Source organism: Pseudomonas sp. F-14 TE3623 (assembly GCF_053629015.1).
Map to the genome: position 1 here is coordinate 496,034 of NZ_JBRJHM010000001.1, position 22,470 is coordinate 518,503.

The 22,470-nt window shown below is 57.9% G+C and carries 20 protein-coding genes; 9 read left to right on the forward strand and 11 right to left on the reverse strand.

Translation table 11 applies throughout. The features are described from left to right. Positions 1-41: 41 nt before the first annotated feature. From exbB to AB7M29_RS02355, 8 genes are all read left to right on the forward strand, one after another. Complete coding sequence (gene exbB / locus AB7M29_RS02320) at positions 42-995, forward strand: tonB-system energizer ExbB (RefSeq protein ID WP_217856869.1); 954 nt, start codon at positions 42-44, stop codon at positions 993-995. A 6-nt stretch (positions 996-1,001) separates the two neighbouring features. Continuing rightward, complete coding sequence (gene exbD / locus AB7M29_RS02325; RefSeq protein WP_454246241.1) at positions 1,002-1,430, forward strand: TonB system transport protein ExbD; 429 nt, start codon at positions 1,002-1,004, stop codon at positions 1,428-1,430. Next, on the forward strand, positions 1,427-2,173 hold the full coding sequence (locus AB7M29_RS02330) for an energy transducer TonB family protein (protein WP_008007617.1): 747 nt from the start codon (positions 1,427-1,429) through the stop codon (positions 2,171-2,173). The genes exbD and AB7M29_RS02330 overlap by 4 nt, the downstream gene beginning before the upstream one ends. Positions 2,174-2,439: 266 nt before the next feature. Then, positions 2,440-3,369 (forward strand): hydrogen peroxide-inducible genes activator, encoded by a 930-nt coding sequence (locus tag AB7M29_RS02335; protein WP_008007618.1) that lies wholly within the window; start codon positions 2,440-2,442, stop codon positions 3,367-3,369. Positions 3,370-3,378: 9 nt separating this feature from the next. Further along, complete coding sequence (recG, locus tag AB7M29_RS02340) at positions 3,379-5,454, forward strand: ATP-dependent DNA helicase RecG (RefSeq protein WP_217856870.1); 2,076 nt, start codon at positions 3,379-3,381, stop codon at positions 5,452-5,454. Between the two features lie 78 nt (positions 5,455-5,532). Then, on the forward strand, positions 5,533-6,933 hold the full coding sequence (locus AB7M29_RS02345; protein ID WP_454246242.1) for an aminoacyl-tRNA deacylase and HDOD domain-containing protein: 1,401 nt from the start codon (positions 5,533-5,535) through the stop codon (positions 6,931-6,933). Between the two features lie 214 nt (positions 6,934-7,147). Further along, on the forward strand, positions 7,148-7,405 hold the full coding sequence (locus AB7M29_RS02350) for a hypothetical protein (RefSeq protein WP_217856872.1): 258 nt from the start codon (positions 7,148-7,150) through the stop codon (positions 7,403-7,405). Next, a complete protein-coding gene (locus AB7M29_RS02355) occupies positions 7,402-8,166 on the forward strand; it encodes a Fic family protein (RefSeq protein WP_217856873.1) in 765 nt (254 codons plus the stop codon). The genes AB7M29_RS02350 and AB7M29_RS02355 overlap by 4 nt, the downstream gene beginning before the upstream one ends. A gap of 47 nt (positions 8,167-8,213) precedes the next feature. Here the strand turns inward: AB7M29_RS02355 and AB7M29_RS02360 are convergent, their stop codons facing one another. Beyond that, a complete protein-coding gene (locus AB7M29_RS02360; RefSeq protein WP_217856874.1) occupies positions 8,214-8,597 on the reverse strand; it encodes a helicase in 384 nt (127 codons plus the stop codon). A 587-nt stretch (positions 8,598-9,184) separates the two neighbouring features. On the opposite strand from AB7M29_RS02360, the gene AB7M29_RS02365 reads away from it, so the two are divergent. Next, complete coding sequence (locus tag AB7M29_RS02365; RefSeq protein WP_217856875.1) at positions 9,185-9,565, forward strand: DUF6124 family protein; 381 nt, start codon at positions 9,185-9,187, stop codon at positions 9,563-9,565. 55 nt (positions 9,566-9,620) lie between these two features. Here AB7M29_RS02365 and AB7M29_RS02370 read toward each other — a convergent pair whose 3' ends face one another. The 10 genes from AB7M29_RS02370 to tssM form a co-directional block, all read right to left on the reverse strand. Further along, positions 9,621-10,043, reverse strand: a complete 423-nt coding sequence (locus AB7M29_RS02370; RefSeq protein WP_454246243.1) for a hypothetical protein — start codon at positions 10,041-10,043, stop codon at positions 9,621-9,623. A gap of 56 nt (positions 10,044-10,099) precedes the next feature. Continuing rightward, a complete protein-coding gene (locus AB7M29_RS02375) occupies positions 10,100-11,092 on the reverse strand; it encodes a hypothetical protein (protein WP_454246244.1) in 993 nt (330 codons plus the stop codon). Positions 11,093-11,147: 55 nt separating this feature from the next. Then, positions 11,148-11,696 carry a hypothetical protein gene (locus AB7M29_RS02380; RefSeq protein ID WP_454246245.1) on the reverse strand — a complete coding sequence of 183 codons (549 nt, stop codon included), beginning with the start codon at positions 11,694-11,696 and terminating at the stop codon, positions 11,148-11,150. A 397-nt stretch (positions 11,697-12,093) separates the two neighbouring features. After that, the gene (locus AB7M29_RS02385; RefSeq protein ID WP_454246246.1) at positions 12,094-12,711 is read right to left on the reverse strand and encodes a hypothetical protein; all 618 of its coding nucleotides are present in this window, start codon (positions 12,709-12,711) and stop codon (positions 12,094-12,096) included. Then, positions 12,698-14,284, reverse strand: a complete 1,587-nt coding sequence (locus AB7M29_RS02390; protein ID WP_454246247.1) for a hypothetical protein — start codon at positions 14,282-14,284, stop codon at positions 12,698-12,700. The genes AB7M29_RS02385 and AB7M29_RS02390 overlap by 14 nt, the downstream gene beginning before the upstream one ends. A 43-nt stretch (positions 14,285-14,327) precedes the next feature. Next, positions 14,328-15,071 (reverse strand): M23 family metallopeptidase, encoded by a 744-nt coding sequence (locus AB7M29_RS02395; protein WP_454246248.1) that lies wholly within the window; start codon positions 15,069-15,071, stop codon positions 14,328-14,330. A gap of 40 nt (positions 15,072-15,111) precedes the next feature. Next, positions 15,112-17,148 carry a type VI secretion system Vgr family protein gene (locus tag AB7M29_RS02400; RefSeq protein WP_454246249.1) on the reverse strand — a complete coding sequence of 679 codons (2,037 nt, stop codon included), beginning with the start codon at positions 17,146-17,148 and terminating at the stop codon, positions 15,112-15,114. A 28-nt stretch (positions 17,149-17,176) separates the two neighbouring features. Further along, positions 17,177-18,208 (reverse strand): serine/threonine-protein kinase, encoded by a 1,032-nt coding sequence (locus tag AB7M29_RS02405; RefSeq protein WP_454246250.1) that lies wholly within the window; start codon positions 18,206-18,208, stop codon positions 17,177-17,179. Further along, positions 18,205-18,933 carry a PP2C family protein-serine/threonine phosphatase gene (locus AB7M29_RS02410; protein WP_217856882.1) on the reverse strand — a complete coding sequence of 243 codons (729 nt, stop codon included), beginning with the start codon at positions 18,931-18,933 and terminating at the stop codon, positions 18,205-18,207. The genes AB7M29_RS02405 and AB7M29_RS02410 overlap by 4 nt, the downstream gene beginning before the upstream one ends. Further along, positions 18,933-22,457, reverse strand: a complete 3,525-nt coding sequence (gene tssM / locus AB7M29_RS02415) for a type VI secretion system membrane subunit TssM (RefSeq protein WP_454246251.1) — start codon at positions 22,455-22,457, stop codon at positions 18,933-18,935. The genes AB7M29_RS02410 and tssM overlap by 1 nt, the downstream gene beginning before the upstream one ends. Positions 22,458-22,470 lie beyond the last annotated feature (13 nt).

Below are 22,470 nucleotides of genomic sequence, written 5' to 3' on the forward strand. Positions count from 1 at the left end.
GAAGAACATTTACCGTTTTTTTCCTTTCAGGTCCGGCCAGCATGACACGCAATCAATTCCCCGCTTCGCCAACCAAACGACCTCGCGCCTGGAGCGCGGTGGCCGCCCTGCTGCTCAGCCTGATGCTGGCGCCGACCGCCGCCTTCGCCGACGCACAAGCGCCGGCCACACAGCCTGCTGCCGCTCAAACACCCGCCGCGCCTGCTGTGACACCTGCCGCGACCGATCCGGTCCAGGCCGTAGACGCCGCTGACGTGCCGGAAGTCCTCGAAGCCGACAACACGCTGGGCATGGCCCATGACTTGTCGCCGTGGGGCATGTACCAGAACGCCGACATCATTGTGAAGATCGTGATGATCGGCCTGGCCATCGCCTCGATCATCACCTGGACCATCTGGATCGCCAAGGGCTTCGAGCTGATGGGCGCCAAGCGTCGTCTGCGCACTGAAATCGTCCACCTGAAAAAAGCCGCCACCCTTAAAGAAGCCAGCGCCACGGCGGCCAAGGAAGGCACTCTCGCCAACCTGCTGGTCCACGACGCGCTGGAAGAAATGCGCCTGTCGGCCAACAGCCGCGAAAAAGAAGGCATCAAGGAACGTGTAAGCTTCCGCCTCGAGCGCCTCGTCGCTGCATGCGGTCGCAACATGAGCAGTGGCACCGGCGTACTCGCCACCATCGGTTCCACTGCGCCGTTCGTCGGCCTGTTCGGCACCGTATGGGGCATCATGAACAGCTTCATCGGCATCGCCAAAACCCAGACCACCAACCTCGCCGTCGTAGCTCCCGGTATCGCCGAAGCCCTGCTGGCAACCGCGCTGGGGCTGGTTGCAGCGATTCCTGCAGTGGTCATCTATAACGTCTTCGCCCGCTCCATCGCCGGTTACAAGGCGCAAGTGTCCGATGCCTCGGCAGAAGTCCTGCTGCTGGTCAGCCGTGATCTCGACCACCTGCCGACCGAGCGCAGCTCGCAACCGCACATGGTGAAAGTGGGGTAATCGGCCATGGGCCTGCATTTGAAAGAAGGCGCAGACGACGATCTCGCCGAGAACCACGAAATCAACGTCACGCCGTTCATCGACGTGATGCTGGTGCTGTTGATCATCTTCATGGTGGCGGCCCCGCTGGCCACCGTGGACATCAAGGTCGACCTGCCCGCTTCCACCGCCAAACCGGCGCCGCGGCCAGAGAAACCGGTGTTCCTCAGCGTGAAAGCTGACCAGCGCCTGTTCCTCGGCGAAGACGAAGTGAAGGCCGAAACCCTCGGCGCCACACTCGACGCCAAGACGAAGGGCAAGAAAAACACGACGATCTTCTTCCAGGCCGATAAAGGCGTGGACTACGGTGACCTGATGAGCGTGATGGACGCCCTGCGCGCCGCCGGTTATCTGAAGGTCGGCCTGGTCGGACTTGAGACGGCAGCCAAGAAATGATCAACACGCGCCAAAAGCTGACGCGTTACAGCGGGAGCCTGGCCGTGGTGCTGGGCGTCCATGCGCTGGCCATTGCGCTGGCGCTGAACTGGACGTCGCGCCCGCCGATCGAGCTGCCGCCGCAAGCGATGATGGTCGAGCTGGCGCCGGTTCCGGCCCCGCCACCGCCCGCACCGCCAAAGGTGATCACGCCGCCACAGCCTCCGGCTCCGGTGGAAGAACTGCCGCTGCCGAAACTCGCTGAAGCGCCGAAGGCCGAGATTGCCGTGCCGAAACCGGTCAAACCCAAGCCGAAGCCTCAACCGCCCAAGCCTGTGGAGAAAAAGCCGGAACCGCCGAAGGAAAAGCCTTCCGAGGAAAAACCGAGCGACGCGCAACCGACCCAGGCACCGACGGAGAAATCCGCTCAGCCGGCACCCGGTCCATCGCCGGCGCAGCAAGCGGCCAAGGCCAGTTGGCAAGGCACCCTGCTCGCGCACCTGGCCAAGTACAAAAAGTACCCGGCCAGTGCACAGCAGCGGGGCAAGGAAGGCTTGAACCGTCTGCGCTTCGTGGTGGATGCGGAAGGTAACGTGTTGTCGTTCGAACTGGTGGGTCGCTCCGGCAACGCCGATCTGGACCGGGCCACCCTGGAAATGATCCGCCGCGCCCAACCGCTGCCCAAGCCACCGGCCGACATGCTGAATAACGGCTCCATCGAAATCGTTGCACCGTTTGTTTACTCGCTGGAACGCCGACGCTAAGACACCGCCGAACCAATGTGGGAGCGGGCTTGCTCGCGAAGAGGGAGTGTCAGTCGACATTAATGCTGCCTGACACACCGCCTTCGCGAGCAAGCCCGCTCCCACAGGTTCTTCGGCGGCTACAAAATCCATGAAAGGCACCGAAAGGTGCCTTTTTGCATGTCTGGAAACGCATTGCCCTGTGTCACTCAGCACACTCAGTCTGATAACGTGCGTCTATCGATTGCAGCCGGTATGCTTGGCCCGCAACTTCATGGACGCTTGCTATGACTCTCACAGAATTACGCTACATCGTTACCCTCGCCCAAGAGCAGCACTTCGGCCACGCGGCCGAGCGTTGCCACGTCAGCCAGCCGACCCTGTCGGTGGGCGTGAAAAAGCTTGAAGACGAACTCGGTGTGCTGATTTTCGAGCGCAGCAAGAGCGCCGTGCGCCTGACCCCGGTCGGCGAAGGCATTGTCGCCCAGGCACAGAAAGTCCTGGAGCAGGCCCAAGGCATCCGTGAACTGGCCCAAGCCGGCAAGAACCAGCTGACTGCCCCGCTGAAAGTCGGCGCGATCTACACCGTCGGCCCGTACCTGTTCCCGCACCTGATTCCACAACTGCACCGGGTCGCCCCGCAGATGCCGTTGTACATCGAAGAAAACTTCACCCACGTGCTGCGCGACAAACTACGCAACGGCGAACTCGACGCGATCATCATCGCCCTGCCGTTCAACGAAGCCGACGTGCTGACCTTGCAGCTCTACGACGAGCCGTTCTACGTCTTGATGCCGGCCCAGCACCCGTGGACCCAAAAAGAATCCATCGACGCCGCCCTGCTCAACGACAAGAGCCTGCTGCTGCTCGGCGAAGGCCACTGCTTCCGCGATCAAGTGCTGGAAGCCTGCCCGACCCTGGCCAAAGGCAACGACGGCGCCAAACACACCACGGTGGAATCCAGCTCGCTGGAAACCATTCGCCACATGGTCGCGTCCGGCCTGGGCATTTCGATCCTGCCGCTGTCGGCGGTCGACAGCCACCACTACGCTCCCGGCGTGATCGAAGTGCGCCCATTGAGCGCGCCCGTGCCGTTCCGCACCGTGGCCATCGCCTGGCGCGCGAGCTTCCCGCGGCCGAAGGCGATTGAAATTCTCGCCGACTCCATTCGCCTGTGCTCGGTGGCCAAGCCGCCAGCGCCGGTGGTGGCCGGTTAAGTCGCTGCCATGACCGAGTTGTCGCAAGTGTCGGTGACGGCACTCAAGGGTGTCGGCGAAGCCATGGCCGAGAAACTGGCCAAGGTCGGTCTGGAGAATCTCCAGGACGTGCTGTTCCACCTGCCGCTGCGTTATCAGGACCGCACCCGCGTGGTCCCGATCGGCCATTTGCGACCCGGGCAAGACGCCGTGATCGAAGGCACCATCAGCGGCGCCGACGTGGTCATGGGCCGACGCCGCAGCCTGGTTGTCCGTCTGCAGGACGGCACCGGCGGGCTCAGCCTGCGCTTCTATCATTTCAGCAACGCCCAGAAAGAAGGCCTCAAACGCGGCACGCGCATTCGTTGCTACGGCGAAGCGCGGCCCGGTGCGTCGGGGCTGGAGATCTACCACCCGGAATACCGCGCCATCACCGGCGACGAGCCGCCGCCGGTGGATGAAACCCTGACCCCGGTCTACCCGCTCACCGAAGGCCTGACCCAGCAGCGCTTGCGCCAGTTGTGCATGCAAACCCTGACCCTGCTCGGCCCCAGCAGCCTGCCCGACTGGCTGCCGACCGAACTGGCCCGGGACTATCAACTGGCGCCGCTGGCCGATGCGATCCGTTACCTGCATCACCCGCCCGCCGATGCCGACGTCGACGAACTCGCCCTCGGTCATCACTGGGCGCAGCATCGGCTGGCCTTCGAAGAACTGCTGACCCATCAACTGTCCCAGCAGCGCCTGCGCGAGAGCATGCGTGCCCTGCGTGCCCCGGCAATGCCAAAAGCCACGAAGCTACCCGTTCAGTATTTGGCCAACCTCGGCTTCACGCCGACCGGCGCCCAGCAACGGGTCGGCAACGAAATCGCTTACGACCTCAGTCAGCATGAGCCCATGTTGCGGCTGATTCAGGGCGATGTGGGCGCCGGCAAAACCGTGGTCGCTGCCCTCGCCGCGCTGCAAGCGCTGGAGGCCGGTTATCAGGTCGCATTAATGGCGCCCACCGAGATTCTCGCCGAGCAGCACTTCATCACCTTCAAGCGCTGGCTCGAACCGCTGGGCATTGAAGTCGCGTGGCTGGCCGGCAAGCTCAAGGGCAAAAACCGCGTCGCCGCGCTGGAGCAAATCGCCAGCGGTACGCCGATGGTGGTCGGCACCCACGCGCTGTTTCAGGAAGAGGTGCAGTTCAAGAACCTGGCGCTGGCGATCATCGACGAACAACACCGCTTCGGCGTGCAGCAGCGCCTGGCATTACGGCAGAAAGGCGTCGGCGGGCGGATGTGTCCACATCAGCTGATCATGACCGCCACACCGATTCCCCGGACGCTGGCCATGAGCGCCTACGCCGACCTCGACACCTCGATCCTCGACGAACTGCCGCCCGGCCGTACGCCCGTAAACACGGTGCTGGTCACCGACACCCGGCGCGTCGAAGTGATCGAACGCGTGCGCGGCGCTTGTGCCGAAGGGCGTCAGGCTTATTGGGTGTGCACGCTGATCGAAGAGTCTGAAGAGCTGACCTGTCAGGCTGCCGAAACCACTTTTGAAGACCTCACCGCCGCCCTCGGCGAGTTGAAGGTCGGGCTGATCCACGGCCGCATGAAGCCCGCCGAGAAAGCCGCGGTGATGGCCGAGTTCAAGGCCGGCAACCTGCAACTGCTGGTCGCCACCACCGTGATCGAAGTCGGCGTCGACGTGCCCAACGCCAGTCTGATGATCATCGAAAACCCTGAACGTCTCGGGCTCGCACAGTTGCACCAACTGCGTGGCCGTGTCGGTCGGGGCAGCGCCGTCAGCCATTGCGTGCTGCTTTACCATCCGCCGCTGTCGCAGATCGGCCGTCAGCGGCTGGGCATCATGCGCGAAACCAACGACGGTTTTGTCATCGCCGAAAAAGACCTCGAACTGCGCGGCCCCGGCGAAATGCTCGGCACGCGCCAGACCGGTCTGCTGCAATTCAAGGTCGCGGACCTGATGCGCGACGCCGATTTATTACCCGCTGTGCGCGACGCTGCTCAGGCCTTGCTCGAGCGTTGGCCGGATCACGTCAGCCCGCTGCTCGACCGCTGGCTACGCCATGGGCAGCAATACGGCCAAGTGTGAGCACTGCCGCAGTTTCTGGACCCTGGCTTTAAACAAGCTGGTTATACTCCTGCAATTGTTTGCAAACGGATACAGACCATGACAGAAGCTGCCCTCGCCCCCGAAACCCCGCACGCTCCGTCTGTTATTCGGCTGATGCTCGGCAAGCTGGACATCGCCTACGAAGAAGTCCTCGACCATCACGGCCTGAATGCCGCGCGTAAAGTGCAGGCAGTTTTGCTGGACGATGCCGTCGGCACGCTCATGGTGCTGTTCCCCCAGAGCCAATTGCTGGACCTCAACCGCCTCGCCGAACTCACTGGCCGCCGGTTGACTGCTGTATCCACCGAACGTCTGGTAAAAATGCTCGGCAAACACAGCCTGAGCCTGCTGCCCGGCCTGCCGGCACTTACCAGCTCGCCGTGCCTGTATGAAGAAAACCTGCTGCGCGAACCGACGTTGCTGATCAACTCGGGCGAGCCGGGGGTGCTGCTGGAAATCTCCAGCGACGCTTTCAAAACCATGCTGACCAAGGCCAGCGCCGGTAACTTCGGCGAAGCCGTGAACCGCATCCGCCCAAACCTCGACCGCCCCAACGATGACCGCGAGGAAATCACCCAGGCCGTGCAAGCGTTCACCGCGCGGCGGATCCAGCAACGTCTGGAAGAGACCATCGAGATTCCGCCGCTGGCCGAAACCGCGCAGAAAATCATCAAACTGCGCGTCGACCCCAACGCCACCATCGACGACATCACCGGCGTGGTTGAAACCGACCCGGCCCTGGCCGCGCAAGTCGTCAGCTGGGCAGCGTCGCCGTACTACGCCTCGCCGGGCAAGATTCGTTCAGTGGAAGACGCCATCGTCCGGGTACTGGGTTTCGACCTGGTGATCAATCTGGCGCTGGGCCTGGCCCTGGGCAAAACCCTGAGCCTGCCCAAAGACCACCCGCAACACACCACGCCGTACTGGCAGCAATCGATCTACACCGCCGCCGTCATCGAAGGCCTGACCCGCGCCATGCCCCGCGCCCAGCGCCCGGAAGCCGGCCTGACCTACCTCGCCGGCCTGCTGCACAACTTCGGCTACTTGCTGTTGGCCCACGTATTCCCGCCGCACTTCTCGCTGATCTGCCGCCACCTGGAGGTCAACCCGCACCTGTGCCACAGCTACGTCGAGCAACACCTGCTCGGCATCAGCCGCGAACAGATCGGCTCATGGCTGATGCGCTACTGGGACATGCCAGAAGAACTGGCCACCTCCTTGCGCTTCCAGCACGACCCAAGCTACGACGGCGACTACGCCGAATACCCGAACCTCGTCTGCCTGGCCGTGCGCCTGCTGCGTAGTCGCGGGATTGGCTCTGGTCCGGATGAAGACATTCCCGACGCCCTACTGGAGCGCGTAGGCCTGACTCGCGACAAAGCCAACGATGTGGTCAGCAAAGTGCTTGAGGCTGAAGTGCTGCTTCGCGAACTTGCCTCACAATTCAGCCAGGCCTAAAAGCATCGCGGGCAAGCCACGCTGCTACAGGGATCACCTAAATCCCTGTAGCACGCAGCAACCCTTGTTTCAACCCAAAAGTAAGCCAGATACACCACTCTGGGCCTGTTCGGTTGCAAATATTGCCCTGTTTCCACAGATTTTGGCCTTTGAGCCAACGACGACAGGAAGCAAGCGCCCTGCTATGATTTGACGGCAAATAGAGGGCTTTCCGATGACCCAAACAGCTGCTGTCAGTGTTGCAAGCCAAGTTCGTAAGCTTGCGAAAGAAAACAAGGTCACTGCTGAACGTGACGGCATGAGTCGTATGGCCGTGAGCATTACCCGTTTGGCTGGCGATGTCGTCGAGTTGGATGGCATCGAACAGTTGCTCGTCAATCTCAAGAGAAAAGGCGTTCTGAGCAAGTCTGAAATCCTGGCGCTTCAAGGGCGCTATCTTCAGGAAAGGCGTGCACAGAAACGTAGCGCATGACTTTTGATCCGTTCGGCGACTTCGAAACTGCTGGATATCTTCAAAACTCGCTGCAACTGAAAGATCCCACTGAAGTAAAAGAGTCAGAGCATCTTTCGTTCGAATTGAGTATCGAAGATGCGCTTGCCTATTTGGCTAAAAAAAAGCCAATCGATTACAAGACTGTACTCAAAGTTCACGAAATCCTGTTCTCCGGCTTCTATCACTGGGCAGGAAAAGACCGGAACGAGCTTGTCCCTCACCTGGCAGTCTTCAAAGGTTCCCTCGACGATCCCCACAGCACCATCTTCGAGCGCCCGGACTCCATCAAAATGTCTATCGACTATGCGCTAAAGCTAGCAGCAGACAAGAAACGCTTTAGAGCCCATCCCGGCGGAGTGATGGGTCAGCTGGCTTTCGCACACCCCTTCCTGGACGGCAATGGGCGCACGATTCTATTAGTCTTCATGGAACTCTGTTATCGAGCCGAGTTCGCCATCGATTGGTCAAGGACAAGCAAAGACGACTACCTGCGGGCACTCAGCGATGAGATCCGAGAGCCTCGCGAGAGGCATCTCGATAACTACCTCAACCCGTTCGTAGTCGATATATCCAGTCGTGACGAGTGGCCAGAGACCATCGGTGGTATCAGAGGCCTGGATGGCCTGGACAAGGAAGACATCACCTACGAGAACCTGGACAACCCGCAAGTCCAGCAGATCTACAAGACATACCGGACCCAGCCACTCGACGCCCACGGGCCTCCTGAGTCGGATGGCTGAAGAGGCTAGCTTGCTCTCGAAAAATCCCGGCGAGCCACCTCAAAGACTTATGCCTTAGGCTTGGCCTTCCGCGGCTTCAAATACTTGGTCAACCCCTGAAACCAGATCACCAATGCCGGGTTGCCCTTGATCTGAATCGACTTGTCTTGGATCCCCGTCATAAACGCCAACTGCTTGTTCTTCGCCTGCATCGTGGCAAAGCCATACGCCGCGTCCTTAAATGCAATCGCAAACGTCGGCTCGGCATACACGCCCGACTTGCTGGTAATGCGCTGGTCCTTCACAAAGAAATGCCGCGCCACTTTCCCGTCCAGGGTCTGTAATTGGAATACAAGCTCCTTGTCACCCAACTGCTGCTGAAACGCAGGATTAGTCCGACTGGCCTTACCCATCAACAAACCCAGCATCCACAGAAGAAAACGAAATTTCATGCGCACAGCCTCAAGAGAAAAATGAACGGCCGGCGCAGTGTAGCGGCTTCAAGCCAGAACGCCACTGTCGGGTTGCGTTAGAAGAAGATGAACCGCTTTTCCCGCATGATGACCGCCAAGTCACGCTTTCCCGCCTCTACCTTAATCGTTCCCACGCTCCTGCGTGGGATTGCATCCCGTGGCGCTCCGCGTCACACCCAACACCCGCCCTACACCTGAAGAAACACATTCTGTAGGAGCTGCCGAAGGCTGCGATCTTTTGATCTTGATGCCCTCAAATCTCTGGGAAATTTCCTTCAAAACGCCGGGCTGTTCATGAACTAGGCGGCTTGGGCCATCACCGATAACCTCTGTTCGTCACCGCAAAATCGGTGATTCGGACGTGCAAGTCCGGTGGAGTACACATTCGGTTATGGCAATTCATCGAGCGTTTTCCTATGCTCGCGAATCGTTATGGCGGCTGTGTATGGGAGACCTTCGGGTCTGCCGGGTGACTCCACCGGTCTTGCACACCTATGCACAGCTGCCACCTCTTTCGAAGTGCACGCGAAATGGTGTCAGCTCCTTAAATCATGGAGTAACACTTAATGATCAAGCCAACACCGAATCCTCCCGAAAACCCAGCCACATCCCCCTACGAATCCTTCGATTCGAAAAAACTCCACGAAGCCGCCGAACGCGCCCTCGACCACCATTTCGCCCCACCGCCTAACGAAAAACCCAAGCGTAAAGGCAAACTCTTCACAGTCTCCCCCGATATCGACACCGAAGCCCTCCTGGCCAACGCCTCCGAAGACCTGAAGTCCATCAGCGCCATCGCTGCCGACCTAGCTGATGACATCGACGGCACCCGCCGCTCAGTCGCCCTGGCGCTCAGCAGAATGGCGGATGGGGTGCAGTTGTTGGTGGAGAGAGCACTGGATCATATTGATTCGCCGAATCCAGCGGAGTATCGGGCGAAGGCATAAAGGGACCACAGAAAGAAAAAGGGGACGTTGAGTCCCCTTTCTCAATGATCTCGACTCACCACTGACAGCCTGTCTCTGGTGACGCCTCCATGCTGATATCTTGATCGAACGAATACCTCTTACCGGATTTGTAATTCGTGTAGTACATCGAGTTTACCCGAGCCCCCTGAGTCGCCCTTTCATACTCCCCCGTCACCACACCGTCAGAAACCTCCACCCAAGTCGTCGTGAACTGATAAGGCCCGCCCTCCGTCATGACTTCTTCCTCAGTGTTCCGATAGACGAGAGGAATGGCCTTCTTCGACTTGCTATACCTAACCCTCGCGCCGCTCCATTGGGTGATCGAGTCGTAATAGGTTCTGAATTCGAAATTGATGTTTTTGCCTTCCAGCGAACGGAAACAAGAAACCTGTGTTGTGACCTCACTGCGGGCCGTCAACGGCAACACCAACAACAGCATCAAAAATAACTTCTTCACAAATCTCTCTGATCTCGCTCTGTTGAAAACGTCCATACCCATGCGCCCGGGCGTTTCTAAAGCGAATAATCCGTCACCTCTTCAAGACGCCAACACTGCCCACGAACAAACCGATACTCGAATACATAATCGGTATCCGGCTTCTGCAGAATCGCCGTGGCCTGGTTGCCCTGCTCCTGCTTGACGGTCAACGTCAGCCCTTGGGCTTCGCGTTTCACGCGATCCGGAATGAGTGGAAACTTGATCTGGTCACCGCTGACGCTGCTTTTTTGCAACTCGGGCTCCGGATCACCTGCCACGGTCGTGGCCAGTTGCAGAGGCTGTTGGACGAACGCTTTTTGCACGTCTGCACGTTCGGAAAAGGCTGTGAGGAATGTTGAGAACTCGGTCGAAGGACAAGTGACATTGGCCGAATTACTCATGTTGCGCGGATCCTGGTTGATGCCATGTCCCACTTTTGAATCCGCAATAATCTTTGCATCCAAGTCTGCCAGACGCTTTTTAATACTCGCCGCATCCTTGTAAGCACATTCAACATCTACGCCCGCTTCCAGGTCTCGCCCATCGCGACAGTCCTGCAATTCGGGATCTGGCGGGTCACCGCGAAAAAACCGCAACGACAACTGATCCCCGTCCTTAATCAGTGGTAACTCCAGCGTCGAATAGGAGTAGCCCTCGAAACGGGCCGACTCCTTGTTTTTCGTGAGCACATACAGGGACTTCCCCGCTCGCTCAGGAAATTTACGCTCGAAGAAGAACACCGACACTATCTGTTCGCCAATGACCGGCGCTACATAAGTGAGTTCTGGTTTTGTAGCACTCATCGTTGCGTAGAAAACTTCACCATTGGGTACGTACGCGCCTGTCGTCTGACCTTTGAGCGTGTTCTGCAAGAAAAATACCGTGATTTTCTGCTCACCCACCGAAGCCACCACCGATGGATGCATTTGATCGATGGTTTGTAGGTCATTGGCTGACACCGGTTGTGATGCAAAACCGATGATTGATACAAGTACGCACACACAACTAAAAAACCTGGCCACTTCCATTCACTTCCCTGTTGATCCACGAGCTGATCATTCTTCAAAGACTTGCGCCGCCGACTTAAGGCCGCTCATAGTTGATCCTTTTAACCGCAGGACTTTCTTCCTGCAGCTGTCTCTTTGTGACACCGTAAGCCTTGATAAGCTCTTCCCAGGAGCCTTTCGAACCAAACGACCGATAGCTATTGCTGTAGCTGTAATGCTCTAACCGTCCGGTCGTCGAGTAGTACCCGCGCCATTCAGGGCAGGATCCGCATCCGCCATAACCGCCAATTGAAACCAGGCTGCCCTTGGTTCCTTTCACGCAATCCATCGCCACCACCACGTTGTTCAACATCTTCGTCTTCGCACCGTCGGACGTGCGCTGTAAAACTTTGCCGATATCACGCCGAAGTACTTTGCCGCCGATGTTGATTGTCTGGTCGGAACAGACCGGGATGACATTGGTTTCCGTGTCTTCCACCGTTACTGTTCGGCAAGACGAGACCAGCACCACTTCGACGCCGCCACACTGCATGACATCGCGCTGGGTATAAGCATCCGCTGGCGCAGCGAAAGCCGGGGACGAGAGCAGCAATGACAGGCCGCCAGCGAAAAAAAGCTGATTCATTGAGTATTCCTTGTCGCCGTTAACCGGCCTGTTGTCCTGCCAGGCACTGTGCGTAGCCTTCGACAAAGCGAGCGTCGCGGGGGAGGGAACGGAGACAGACCACGTTTTTCAGATCATTATTGAAACGTGGTCTGTCCCCATTTCATTTTATTGCTACAGCTCGCCATTGGCGCCGAAACTTCGCCTCCACCGACATCCGCAACCCTTACTAGCAACCGGACTTCAGGATCACGAGCAAAATCAGCCTGGAGTACAGTTGCGACCATAGTGCCCTCTGCTCGAGCAGAGACTGAAGTCAACACTAGGGCAAAAACATAAAATAAATTTAGAACGCGCACGACCCACCCATCAGAAAGAGGAAAACCCGCAAAAAAGACTACAAGGCGGGCTAATTTATTTATTGGCGACCACATCCACACAAGCAACAAATCCAATCATAAATAAACCTGTCCCATTTTTCTTCTATCAATCCAAGCAACACTTTAAAATCCGATATATCAGCCTCATAAAACGCATTACACTGCGAAACAACTACATACTTTGAGTCCATCTGTTTTTCAAGAGTACTGCAAACTACGCCTGCTCCTTCCTCCCCACCCTGCCCCTCATATACGAAATCCTTCATATCCAACAACTTCCAACCAGTTTCCGACAACTTCAGTTTCGCCGCAGCGGACGCATCATTGTAGTGCAAAATCGCTTCTGGATAGGGTAACTCAATCAAGTTATTGTATCGTGACTGTGCGCCATTCCCCACAGCCTTCAACACCAAACCCAGGTCACTGCCACTTACAATATATGTTGGAAGATTTTCAAGATTTGCTTCATAAGAAGGCTGACCGGATGGCGCCAATTTCAATATACTCAGACTATCCTTCGACGCACAACTAACTACCTCAAGCTTAAATCTCAAATCATCAAATGCACAATGCTGCGCTTCAGCAAATACTGAAGTTGAAACAAGCGCGACGCAGAACACCCCTAACACAGAGAAGTTGATTCTATATTTTGTCACTTAACACGCTCCACATAGGTACAAGTGCATTTTGCCTTTCGGCATTGTGTTCTGGAGTACTATTGGGGTTACCTCTATTAATGACGGAGCCAACTACAGTTGAAACAGATGAGCTTGGGCCACCATCCGCGTGTTTACTGATTTTCTCCCTCACCCAAAAGAAACCAGATGCATCGCAAGCATTGTAATCATCTGTGGCGAGAAGTGCCGAATGGGGATCAGTTGTGAAATCTTTCCCTCGGTATTTTTCATAGCTCGTATAGTTTTTTCTTCCCGTAATTTGCAGAAAGCCACGACCATGAAATCTGTCACCATCACCTGCCATACCACCATTCGCGGCGTTTGCCACTCCATTGCCCATCCCAGCAGCCTTAGTTAATACTTGGCCAGGACGCGCTGCCATATAACCAGCTCGGTTAATTGTTGGCTTTGGATTTGGTCCAGGGTTGGGAAGTTCTACTGGCCGACGACCGGATGGTAGATTACGCACTCTAGTAACAGCGTTATCATAATCTTCTCCAGCTTCAGCTGGCGTAATAACCTCATACATTGTTCGGAAGTATCGTGTGCCGCCGATTTCCTCTCGATACCTCCACCACCCTGTTTCTATTCCGACTTGAGAGAAAAAATGAGTCATTCTAAGTTTTGAACTGCTGATCAAGTATTTCGAAAGCATCCTATTCATTTGAACTCTTAAACCAGCAGCGCGTTGCCTTCCAAGTGCATCAGAAGGCTTGAGAACATTTGCCAGTTCATCACTACTAAGCCAACCGCACGATCTGAATACGCGAACAAATTCAAGCGGAGGAAAGTGCCAGTGTTTACTTTCGATACCAGTCAAATTAGCTAGCTCCCAGAATGCTAATTCTTTCTGGTGGCTTTTGATTTTTTCATATTGCTCCTGAGGCATCGGCCCACCATCTGCTACTTTCAGCAACCAGCCATAACGGGTATCAAAGTCGTTCGCCGTCCATTCGGTTGGAAACTTGCATATAAGGCGCTTTAGAAGTTGCTGTGTATCATCCGAGCGTAATCGAGACATACTCAACTGACGCTCATTTGTGTAACGCTCTGACAAATTTTGTTTTTCTTCAGCTGAAAGAACTGCGTAACCCGGTGAGTTCGCAATGCTAACAGCATCACCAGCGTCATGTTTAACCGTCTCTGTCCCCAAACCAAAGAGGCTCTTAATGAAATCCGACTGGCAATGACTATCTGTATCCATATCGTCATCAACCAAGCGCCACCCCTGCCAATGAGGGAAATCTGCATCGCTGAATTTAGTCACGCTGTCGGCATTCAAGTTTACCCAACCTGCCTTACTCTGTTCTCCTGCCTTCCCAGGAAACTTGATTTGGCGCCAATGTGCGGCATCAACAGGCTGGAGAGTATCAGGTCCTAGTACACGCCCAAACCGTAGCAACTCATACCCCGCACTAGGAGACTGTGGGTAGTACTGCTTAGCCTTGTCGTAAAGTTTGTACGCATACTCAGCATCCTCCGGTTGAGTGCCAATTTCCTGTCCACTCAAATAAAAGGAAGTCAATTTGCATTCGCCTTTTTCGTAACGCATGCGCACGTAGATACCTTCTTGAAGCATGGATGCTACTGCAGGTTCATATCCGTCCACTGTAGCGGAAGAATCTGAAGACGATGCTGTGCGGCACGGTCACGGGCATGACCGGAGGCCGATAGGCTACCGCAGCATTGTTTAGTGGTTGTCGGCGGTCATTAGGAGGGGCGCTGTAAAGCAAAACTTCCGGTGGTACGAAAAAGTACATATCCCCCCAGCAGCTATTTTTTCGCCCATTTTGTGCTTGATATTTGAGGTCGAGAGTATCCCTACCCGTCAAATTGGCTATCTGACTTTGATCCGCAATAACTTCAAAATGAATCCGCCCCTTGCTTCCGTAAATACTGCCTGCTTCACCAATGGCGTCTTTTCTGCTGATCACTTTTCCTATCTGTGGGCCATTCAGACTGATCTTCGATAGGTGCATATAGATCGAATAGAAGACTACTTTCGACTGTTCTTCCTCGCCAATTTCAGTCTCATGACGCAGGACCACACAACCTTTATCAGTCCATCCCCCACGGAAATTTAGCGGATGAGCCGAGTCTGCGCTCTCAGGAACCGAGTCGCGGAAATACACCAATGTCCCATCGCATATTGCTCTCACAGGCAATACTCGCCCCCCCTCTTGGGGAGCAGTCAAATGGATGCCGCCATGCCAATTCAGGTCAAAACTCAGCGGATAACCACCATCACCAGGAACACCACCCACCATGGCGCGCGCCAGGAAGGCCTCGTCGGTCTCTCCCGCAACTGGAGCTGGAATAAAGGGAGGGCTAATGATCATTCTGAAAAATCCTTGTTCATATTGATGCTTATACGTCCATTCATAACGAGAACGGGTAATCGATAGTTGGCTTAACCTTCTCAGGCGACGCATTCCCCAACGCCTGATCCATCAAACTCCCCGCCTTATCCTTATCCGCCGCCCCCGGCAGCACTGGTGGCTTAATCCCAATCCCGGTCCCATTCCCCGCCGACCCACCCGCATTAATCTTCACCACCGGCCCAACAACCGTCACACCACCGGCATCGAGCTTGATAAAGCTCCCACCGGCCTTGACCGTGAGCTCCATTCCAGCTTCGATAACAATCTTGTCCCCAGCCTTGAGGTGAATCTCTTTCCCCGCACTGGTCAACTGCGCAGTCCCCAACTTCACATGCTGGTTCTGCCCAATGGTCAGGTGATCATCCATCCGCACTTCAGTCTTGCGGTCGGCGATGGTGGTGTGGTGTTCTTCAGCCTTCAGCTCGGTGTAGGTGTTCTTCTCCACGGTATCGTGGCGTTCATTCCCCACCCGAATCCTCTGGTCATGCTCAATGTTTTCATCCCAATCCCGCTGGGCATGAATAAAGATTTGCTCCGCCCCTTTCTTGTCTTCAATCCGCAGCTCGTTGTACCCACCGCCTCCCGGTGAGCTGAGGGTTTTGAACACGGTGCGAGTCTTGTTCGCCGGCAGGTCGTAGGGAACGAGGTTTTCCTTGTGATACAGGCACCCGGTTACCAACGGCTGGTCGGGGTCGCCTTCGAGGAAGGTGACGAGCACTTCCATACCGATACGCGGAATGGCGACGGCGCCATATCGATCACCCGCCCAACTCGAAGAAACGCGCATCCAGCAGCTGGTTTTGTCATCAGCCAAACCTTCGCGGTCCCAGTGAAATTGCACTTTGATGCGGCCGTATTGGTCGCAGTGGATTTCTTCGCCTTTGGGGCCGGTGACCATGGCGGTCTGGCTACCGAGCACGCGGGGTTTGGGGTGTTCCAGGGCCGGGCGGTAGAACACGGCCCATGGGGTGGCGAGGAAGCGGTTGCGGTAGCCCTGGTGGAAGTCGTCTTTGTTGTCGGTGGTGTCGCTGGTCACGCCTTCTTCGAGCACTTGCGGCTGTTTGCCTTCGTGGACGACTTCGGTGAGCAGCCAGAGGTCGTTCCACTCGGTGCGCGGGTGGTCGGAGATTTCCAGGAAGTGACCGCTGACGAGGGTGGTCTGGTCGCCGTGGCCTTCGGCTTGCTGGTAGTCGGCGCGGTGGCGTTCCAAGGCGCGCTGGCTGAGGAATTTGCCGCGTGCGCGGTCGAGGAAGCGGCCGGGGTAGTCGTAGTCTTCGAGGTCCGGCTCTTCGCTCTGAACATCAGGTTTATAGGCAGCTTCCAGTTGCAGACGCGGTTTTTCAAAGTCGTAGTCGCGGCGAGTAGTCCGACTGGTGCGGGTTTCCAGACGCAGTTTGAAGCCTTTGATCACGGGTTCGTCGGCGACCATGCCGCTGCCTTGGACGTAGGCGGTGGGCTGGCCGAGTTTCGGGAACACCGTTTGATCGTCACCGAATACCAATAAATGACCTTTGGAGGTGTGCTGGAAGTGGTAGTGAATGCCTTCTTCTTCGCACAGGCGCTGGACGAAGTGCAGGTCGGTTTCGTCGTATTGCACGCAGTAGTCGCGGTCCGGGCACGGCTGGCTCAACTGGAATTTGTAGGCGTTGCCTTTGATGCCGTGTTCTTCGAGGATCAGCGCGATGATTTTCGGCGCCGACATCTGCTGGTAGATGCGCTGGTTGGTGCGGTAATGCAGGTACTGCAGCTGCGGCACCAGGGAGACTTTGTAGCGGGTCAGGCGTTTGCCGGTATCGCCTTGGGCGACGCGGTAGATCTGGCCGTGGATGCCGGAACCCTTCGGGTCGAATGCGAGGAACGCCTGTTTGTGCAGGAGCTTTTCCAGGTCCAGGTCCGGATTTTCGCTGACCAGTTCCAGGTCGAAGCGATACGGCTGGCTGATGCCTTCAGTGCCGGCGAACGACAGAACTTGCAGGTCGCCGGCATAGTCTTCGACTGTGAGGCTGAAATGCGTTTCGTTAGCTGAGTTGAACATTGCTTGCTCCCTGTTCGGTAGTCATCCGTTACGCCCGGAGTCGCAGACGTTGCAGCCAAGACGATGTGGCGCCCATAGCGTCACGCAGTTGGGCGGCAGTGATCGTTCGATCTGCCGCATCGAAAGCCAGCGCCTTGTGCAGGGCTGGCCAGCAGTGTTTCGGTAGATTCTTTGGTGGGTGCAGCTCTCGGTCGAGGTACCCGGCGCGGGCCTCGGTCGAGGGCAAGCGGCGGAACGGGTGTTTGCCGCCCGCCAGTTCGTAGATCACACAGGCCACGCCGTACACGTCCGCGCTGGCCGACAGCGTCTGGCCTTCGAGCAGTTCGGGGGCGGCGTAGCCGGGGGTCCAGGCGTTGAAGCGGTTGCGGCTCAGGTGCGGCAGGCCGGGCAAGATGCCCTCTTCCGCCTGGCCGAGGCCGAAGTCAAACAGGCGCACGCCCTCTTCGCTGAGCATCACGTTGCTTGGCTTTATATCGCCGTGCAGCACGCCGCGAGCGTGGGCGTAGGCCAGCGCGTCGAGCAGCGGCAGCGCAATGTCACGCAGTTCTTTCCACGGCAGGCCCAGGGGCCGCTCGCAGAGTAATTTGTCCAGGGTCAGCCCACGCATGAGTTCCATGGTGATGAAGGCGCGCTGGCAGTCGGTGTCCACTTCAAAGGTGTGCGGTCGCAGCACGTTGTCGTGGCGCAGTCGTCGGGTCAGGGCGAACTCGCTGTAGAGCAAGGCACTGGCGTCCGGCGATTCGGCAAATTCTTCGCTGAGGATTTTCAGCGCGATGTAAGGGTCGGGATCGCCGAACTGCTCACTCAGCAGATCCCGTGCACGGTAAACCGCGCCCATGCCACCGGCACCGAGCAGGCGCTCGATGCGGTAACGCCCCGCCAGCACGTCGGGCAGTTCACCGATGCTGGCCCGGGTCGGCGCCAGCGCAGGCTCAGCCTTACGCGGCTTTCCGTTTAGAGGCTTTCCGTTTAAAGGCTTGGCGAAGGCGAAGTAAGTCAGGTTATTGGCTTCTTCCTCAGTCACCAGCAGGTCGTCGATCAGTGGCATGAATTCAGTCATTGGCGGATCACCACGGCAGTCAGGTTGTCCCGGGCCGAGCCACGCAGCGCGCCGTCGAACAGACGCTCCAGCGCAACATGTGGCGCGGTCAGGCTCAGGGCGTTGCCCAGGGCATCGCTGCTCAGCCCTTGATACAAACCGTCGCTGCACAATAGAAACGCATCGCCGGGATAGACCTCGAGTTCGAGCACGTCCAAGGTCAGTTGCTCGGCAGCGCCGACCGCACGGGTCAGCGCATGAGCGGCAGGATGCGCACGAGCGTCTTCGACACTCATGTTCTGCTCGTCGATCAGTTGCTGTTGCAGCGAATGGTCCTTGGACAGCTGATACAAACGCTGGTCGCGCCACAGGTAGCAGCGGCTGTCGCCGGCCCAGATACAGGCCGCGCGATTGCCTTCCACCAGCAGCGCCACCACGGTGCTGCCCATGATGCTGTCATGGCGCCCGGCGGTGACGGTCAACTCCTGACCCAAGCGGCGGTTGAGCCAGTGCAGGCACTGGCGAATACCTTTGAGTCGCTCGTCGAAGTCATCCTGCACCGGCAATTCCGCCAGGCTGGCGACGATCAACTGGCTGGCGATGTCGCCACCCTGATGACCGCCCATGCCGTCCGCGACCACCCACAGCCCCTGCTGTGGACAGTCAAGAAAAGCATCTTCGTTGCGCGCCCGAACCTTGCCCGGATCGGTACGCGCAGCGCTGCGCCAGGGACTGGCAACCAGCATCAGAGCTGCACCGGCATACGGAAAGTGCGCAGCACGCCCATGTCGAACGGGTTCGGCGTGCGCTGGCTCGACAGCAAGTAGTTGGCGCGCAGGCCACCCACGTCAGCCTTGAGCACCAACACGTCGAGACCGGTCAGGTACTCGGTCTGCATCAGGTCAAACAGACGGAACAGCGACCATGGGCCGGAGTTCTTCTCGATGCCGATCGGACGGCCGGCCATTTTGTCGAGGACCAGGCTGGTGCGACCGTCTTCAGCATCGGTCGGCCATTTGAACGACACCGGCACGATCGGGCCGTGACGGTATTCAATGGTCTTGTCGCCGAACTTGAACTCGGAACGACTGACAGCCGGGTCGAGGGTGTACGGCTCCAGTTTGAACTGCACTTGCGGCTCGGCCGGGTTGCTGGCGAAGAAGCTCTGACGGATCACTTGTGCCGCGGCCATCTGGTCGAGGTAGACCTTGGAGATCGGCATGCTGTGACCGTCAATGCTGCGCAGGCGGTAATTGCCTGGATCGCCACTCACGAACGGACGCATGTAGTTCTCGAAGAAGCGGTCGGCGATGCCTTGGGCTTTGAAGAACTCGCGGAAGTCGCTGATCGCCACGTCGCTGGTGCTGTGGGCACTGAACGGGTAACGCTTGTTGATCGCCTTGCCGTAGAAGCTGTACAGCTCGCTCTGATAACGCTGGTTCAGGTACTGGTAAGAATCGTTGAGCACCAGACGCCAGGTGTCTTCGGCCAGCACGTTGAACCACACGCTTACCGGGCGCGGCAGACGGTTCGACGCGTTGCGCAAGTTGCTCAGCGCATCGCGCTGGCCGCTCATACGGGTCTTGGCCATTTCGAACGCAGCCTGCTCTGGCGCGCTGGCACGGGCCAGGCTCGACAGTTGCAGTTGCAGGTCGTTGAGTGCTTGCAGGGCCGGGGTCAAATCAGCGGCCGGGCCGTTGTTGTGATCCAGCAAACGGTGCAGCGGTTCGAAGCGACGTTGCAGGGATTTCTTCGCGGTGTCGGGCAAGTTCTTGGCCATGTCCGACGCTTTGTCCGCGGCAGCTGCAGCGAGTTTGCCCAACTTGCCACCCTTCTCGCCCAGTTTTTCTGCCGCTTCAGCGGCTTCATCTGCGCTGTCTGCGATGACCGGGAAACGGGTGTTCTCACGCACTTCCACCAGCAGTTGCAGCACTGGGGAGTTGGCAGAAGTCAGGCCAGCTAGTTGCTCGGCGCCTTCACCGGCGTCGTTGATCGGTGGCAAGGCAACCTGGCCGACCGCTTCGCTCCAGAAGTTGGCGTAGTCGCGGAAGTACAACTGCTCCAGTTCGACCATCAGGCGACGCAGGTCCATGCCGCTGATACCCGAGCCTTCGCCCAGCACCCAGTTGTCACGCAGAATATCGGTAACCAGCGCAGTGCCCTGGATCGAGAAGTACTGCTGATAACCCTGCTGGGTGTAGAACCCTGGAATCACGTAATCGGTGCCGACAAACAACGCACCCTGTGGGCCCAAGTGTTGGCTGAAACGGTATTCCGGCAGATTGCGAGCCTGCTCGCGCAGCATCCGGTAAACCACGTTGGCCAGCGACTCGCTGCGCAGCACCTGACGCGCCTGCGTCACCAGTTGATCGTTCAGCGGGTAGATAAACGGCTGCTTGAGCAAACGCTCGAAGTGGGTATTCAAGCCGTTCTGCACCGCGGTGTTGCCGGCGTAACGCAGGGACCAGTCAGTGGCGACCCAATCCTTGAGCCACGTAGCATCGCGGCGATCCTTCATGTTCAACATCAGGTACGCACGCAGGCTGTTGAGCAGGCGTTCGCGGTCCTTCATGTTGGCGCGGATCTGCCCTTCCAGCAGCGTTGCAACCCGTGGCAGCAACTGCGCTTCAAGCTCTCGCTCGTAGGCGTTCTTGACCACCGGATTGGCGTCTTCGCCTTGGTACAGGCCGCCGCGCTCGTGGTACGACACGTCACCTTTGTTCGGGAAGACCTGAGTCGCCGCGTAACTGGTGTCGAGGGTCTTGAGCACTGCCATGGAGTCATCACGCGCAGTCAGGGCCGAGCGTTGCAGATTCCAGTTTTGTGCCAGTGAACGCAGGTTTTCCAGACGCTCATAGTTGGCCGAGAAACCGCCAGCCCACAGCATGCCGAATAGCGCCAGTGCCGCCAGTGCACCAACGTAGAGGGCGCGTTGGCCCCAATGGATGCGACTGCGCTCGCGCTTGTCCAGACCGGCCAGATCGGCCTCGGGGAAAATCACCCGGCTGAGCAAATGGTGAATGAACCGCGAACGGCCACTGCGCAGGGTCGGCAGCACGCCAGCGTTCATGCCCAGGTTCGCGCCGATGCCGGCGGTGGTCTGGTCTATCTCTTGGGTCAGGTGCGGTGCGCTGGTCAGGTAGAAACCGCGCAACTGGCTGACGCGCTGATAGCGGTTGCCGGTGAACGCCATGTCGACGAACAGGCACAAGCGCTCGCCGATCTGCCCCAGTTGATGCGGGAAGTCGAGGATGCGACCACGGCGCTGGGTGTCGCGCTCCTGGTGCATGCGCATGATCACCTGGCTGTTCAGGCGACGCAGCAGCTCTTCGAACTCGGCGCGCAACACGGCCACGTCGGTACCACTCTGCTCTTTGCGGAAGCTGGTGCCGAGGACCTGATCGCTTTCTTCGCGGGTCAGTTGATCGAAGAATTCGTCGAAACCGAGCAGGCGATCGGCCTTGCTCAACACCAGATAAATCGGCACATCGACGTGGAGTTTCTGATGCACGTCTTGCAGACGCGCACGCACCTGGCGCGCCAGGGTGTCGAGGTCTTGCTCGCTGCCACCCAGCAGTGTTTCCACCGGGATGGTCACCAGCACGCCGTTCAACGGACGGTTGCGGCGGCGCTTGCGCAGCAGGTCGAGCAAGGTGCTCCAGGCGCTGCCATCGACTTCGGCATCCGGCTGGGTCAGGTAACGTCCGGCGGTGTCGATCAGCACGCCATGGTCGGCGAAGTACCAGTCGCAATGACGAGTGCCGAGGGTGTCGCGGGTGAGTTTGCGGTCGATCTTGTTGATCGGAAACTCAAGGCCCGAGAAGTCCAGCAAGCTGGTCTTGCCGCTGCCCTGCGGGCCGATCAGCAAGTACCACGGCAAATCACTGCGCCAGCGCTCGCTGCGGCCGCGATACAGGCTAGAGGTCTTCAGGGTTTTCAACGCATCCTTGAAGCGGAGGCGAAGCTCTTTCTGCTCTTCGTCGATCAGCTCTTCACGGCGGATACGGTCCTGGCCATCTTCGGTTTCTTCGATGGCTTTTTTGCGCACACCGGCGCGCCAGCTGACGAAGACCATGGTCAGGCCCCAGATCAGGAACAGCACACTGATGGTCAGCAGGCGGGAGGTCGAACCCTCCCAGAACTTGTAGTCATTGACCGCCAGCAGCGGCCCGACGAACCACACCAGCAGCGCGACAAACAGCACCAGCAGCAGGGTCCAGACCCAGGTCTGGCACAGGAATGCGCCGACTTTCTTGAAAAACTTTTTCATCACACGTCCCTGT

Coding starts and splice junctions, on each gene's coding strand:
- exbB (WP_217856869.1), top strand. CDS start 42: ATGACACGCAATCAATTCCCCGCTTCGCCAACCAAACGACCTCGCGCC.
- exbD (WP_454246241.1), top strand. CDS start 1,002: ATGGGCCTGCATTTGAAAGAAGGCGCAGACGACGATCTCGCCGAGAAC.
- AB7M29_RS02330 (WP_008007617.1), top strand. CDS start 1,427: ATGATCAACACGCGCCAAAAGCTGACGCGTTACAGCGGGAGCCTGGCC.
- AB7M29_RS02335 (WP_008007618.1), top strand. CDS start 2,440: ATGACTCTCACAGAATTACGCTACATCGTTACCCTCGCCCAAGAGCAG.
- recG (WP_217856870.1), top strand. CDS start 3,379: ATGACCGAGTTGTCGCAAGTGTCGGTGACGGCACTCAAGGGTGTCGGC.
- AB7M29_RS02345 (WP_454246242.1), top strand. CDS start 5,533: ATGACAGAAGCTGCCCTCGCCCCCGAAACCCCGCACGCTCCGTCTGTT.
- AB7M29_RS02350 (WP_217856872.1), top strand. CDS start 7,148: ATGACCCAAACAGCTGCTGTCAGTGTTGCAAGCCAAGTTCGTAAGCTT.
- AB7M29_RS02355 (WP_217856873.1), top strand. CDS start 7,402: ATGACTTTTGATCCGTTCGGCGACTTCGAAACTGCTGGATATCTTCAA.
- AB7M29_RS02360 (WP_217856874.1), bottom strand. CDS start 8,597: ATGAAATTTCGTTTTCTTCTGTGGATGCTGGGTTTGTTGATGGGTAAG.
- AB7M29_RS02365 (WP_217856875.1), top strand. CDS start 9,185: ATGATCAAGCCAACACCGAATCCTCCCGAAAACCCAGCCACATCCCCC.
- AB7M29_RS02375 (WP_454246244.1), bottom strand. CDS start 11,092: ATGGAAGTGGCCAGGTTTTTTAGTTGTGTGTGCGTACTTGTATCAATC.
- AB7M29_RS02380 (WP_454246245.1), bottom strand. CDS start 11,696: ATGAATCAGCTTTTTTTCGCTGGCGGCCTGTCATTGCTGCTCTCGTCC.
- AB7M29_RS02390 (WP_454246247.1), bottom strand. CDS start 14,284: ATGCGTTACGAAAAAGGCGAATGCAAATTGACTTCCTTTTATTTGAGT.
- AB7M29_RS02395 (WP_454246248.1), bottom strand. CDS start 15,071: ATGATCATTAGCCCTCCCTTTATTCCAGCTCCAGTTGCGGGAGAGACC.
- AB7M29_RS02400 (WP_454246249.1), bottom strand. CDS start 17,148: ATGTTCAACTCAGCTAACGAAACGCATTTCAGCCTCACAGTCGAAGAC.
- AB7M29_RS02405 (WP_454246250.1), bottom strand. CDS start 18,208: ATGACTGAATTCATGCCACTGATCGACGACCTGCTGGTGACTGAGGAA.
- AB7M29_RS02410 (WP_217856882.1), bottom strand. CDS start 18,933: ATGCTGGTTGCCAGTCCCTGGCGCAGCGCTGCGCGTACCGATCCGGGC.
- tssM (WP_454246251.1), bottom strand. CDS start 22,457: ATGAAAAAGTTTTTCAAGAAAGTCGGCGCATTCCTGTGCCAGACCTGG.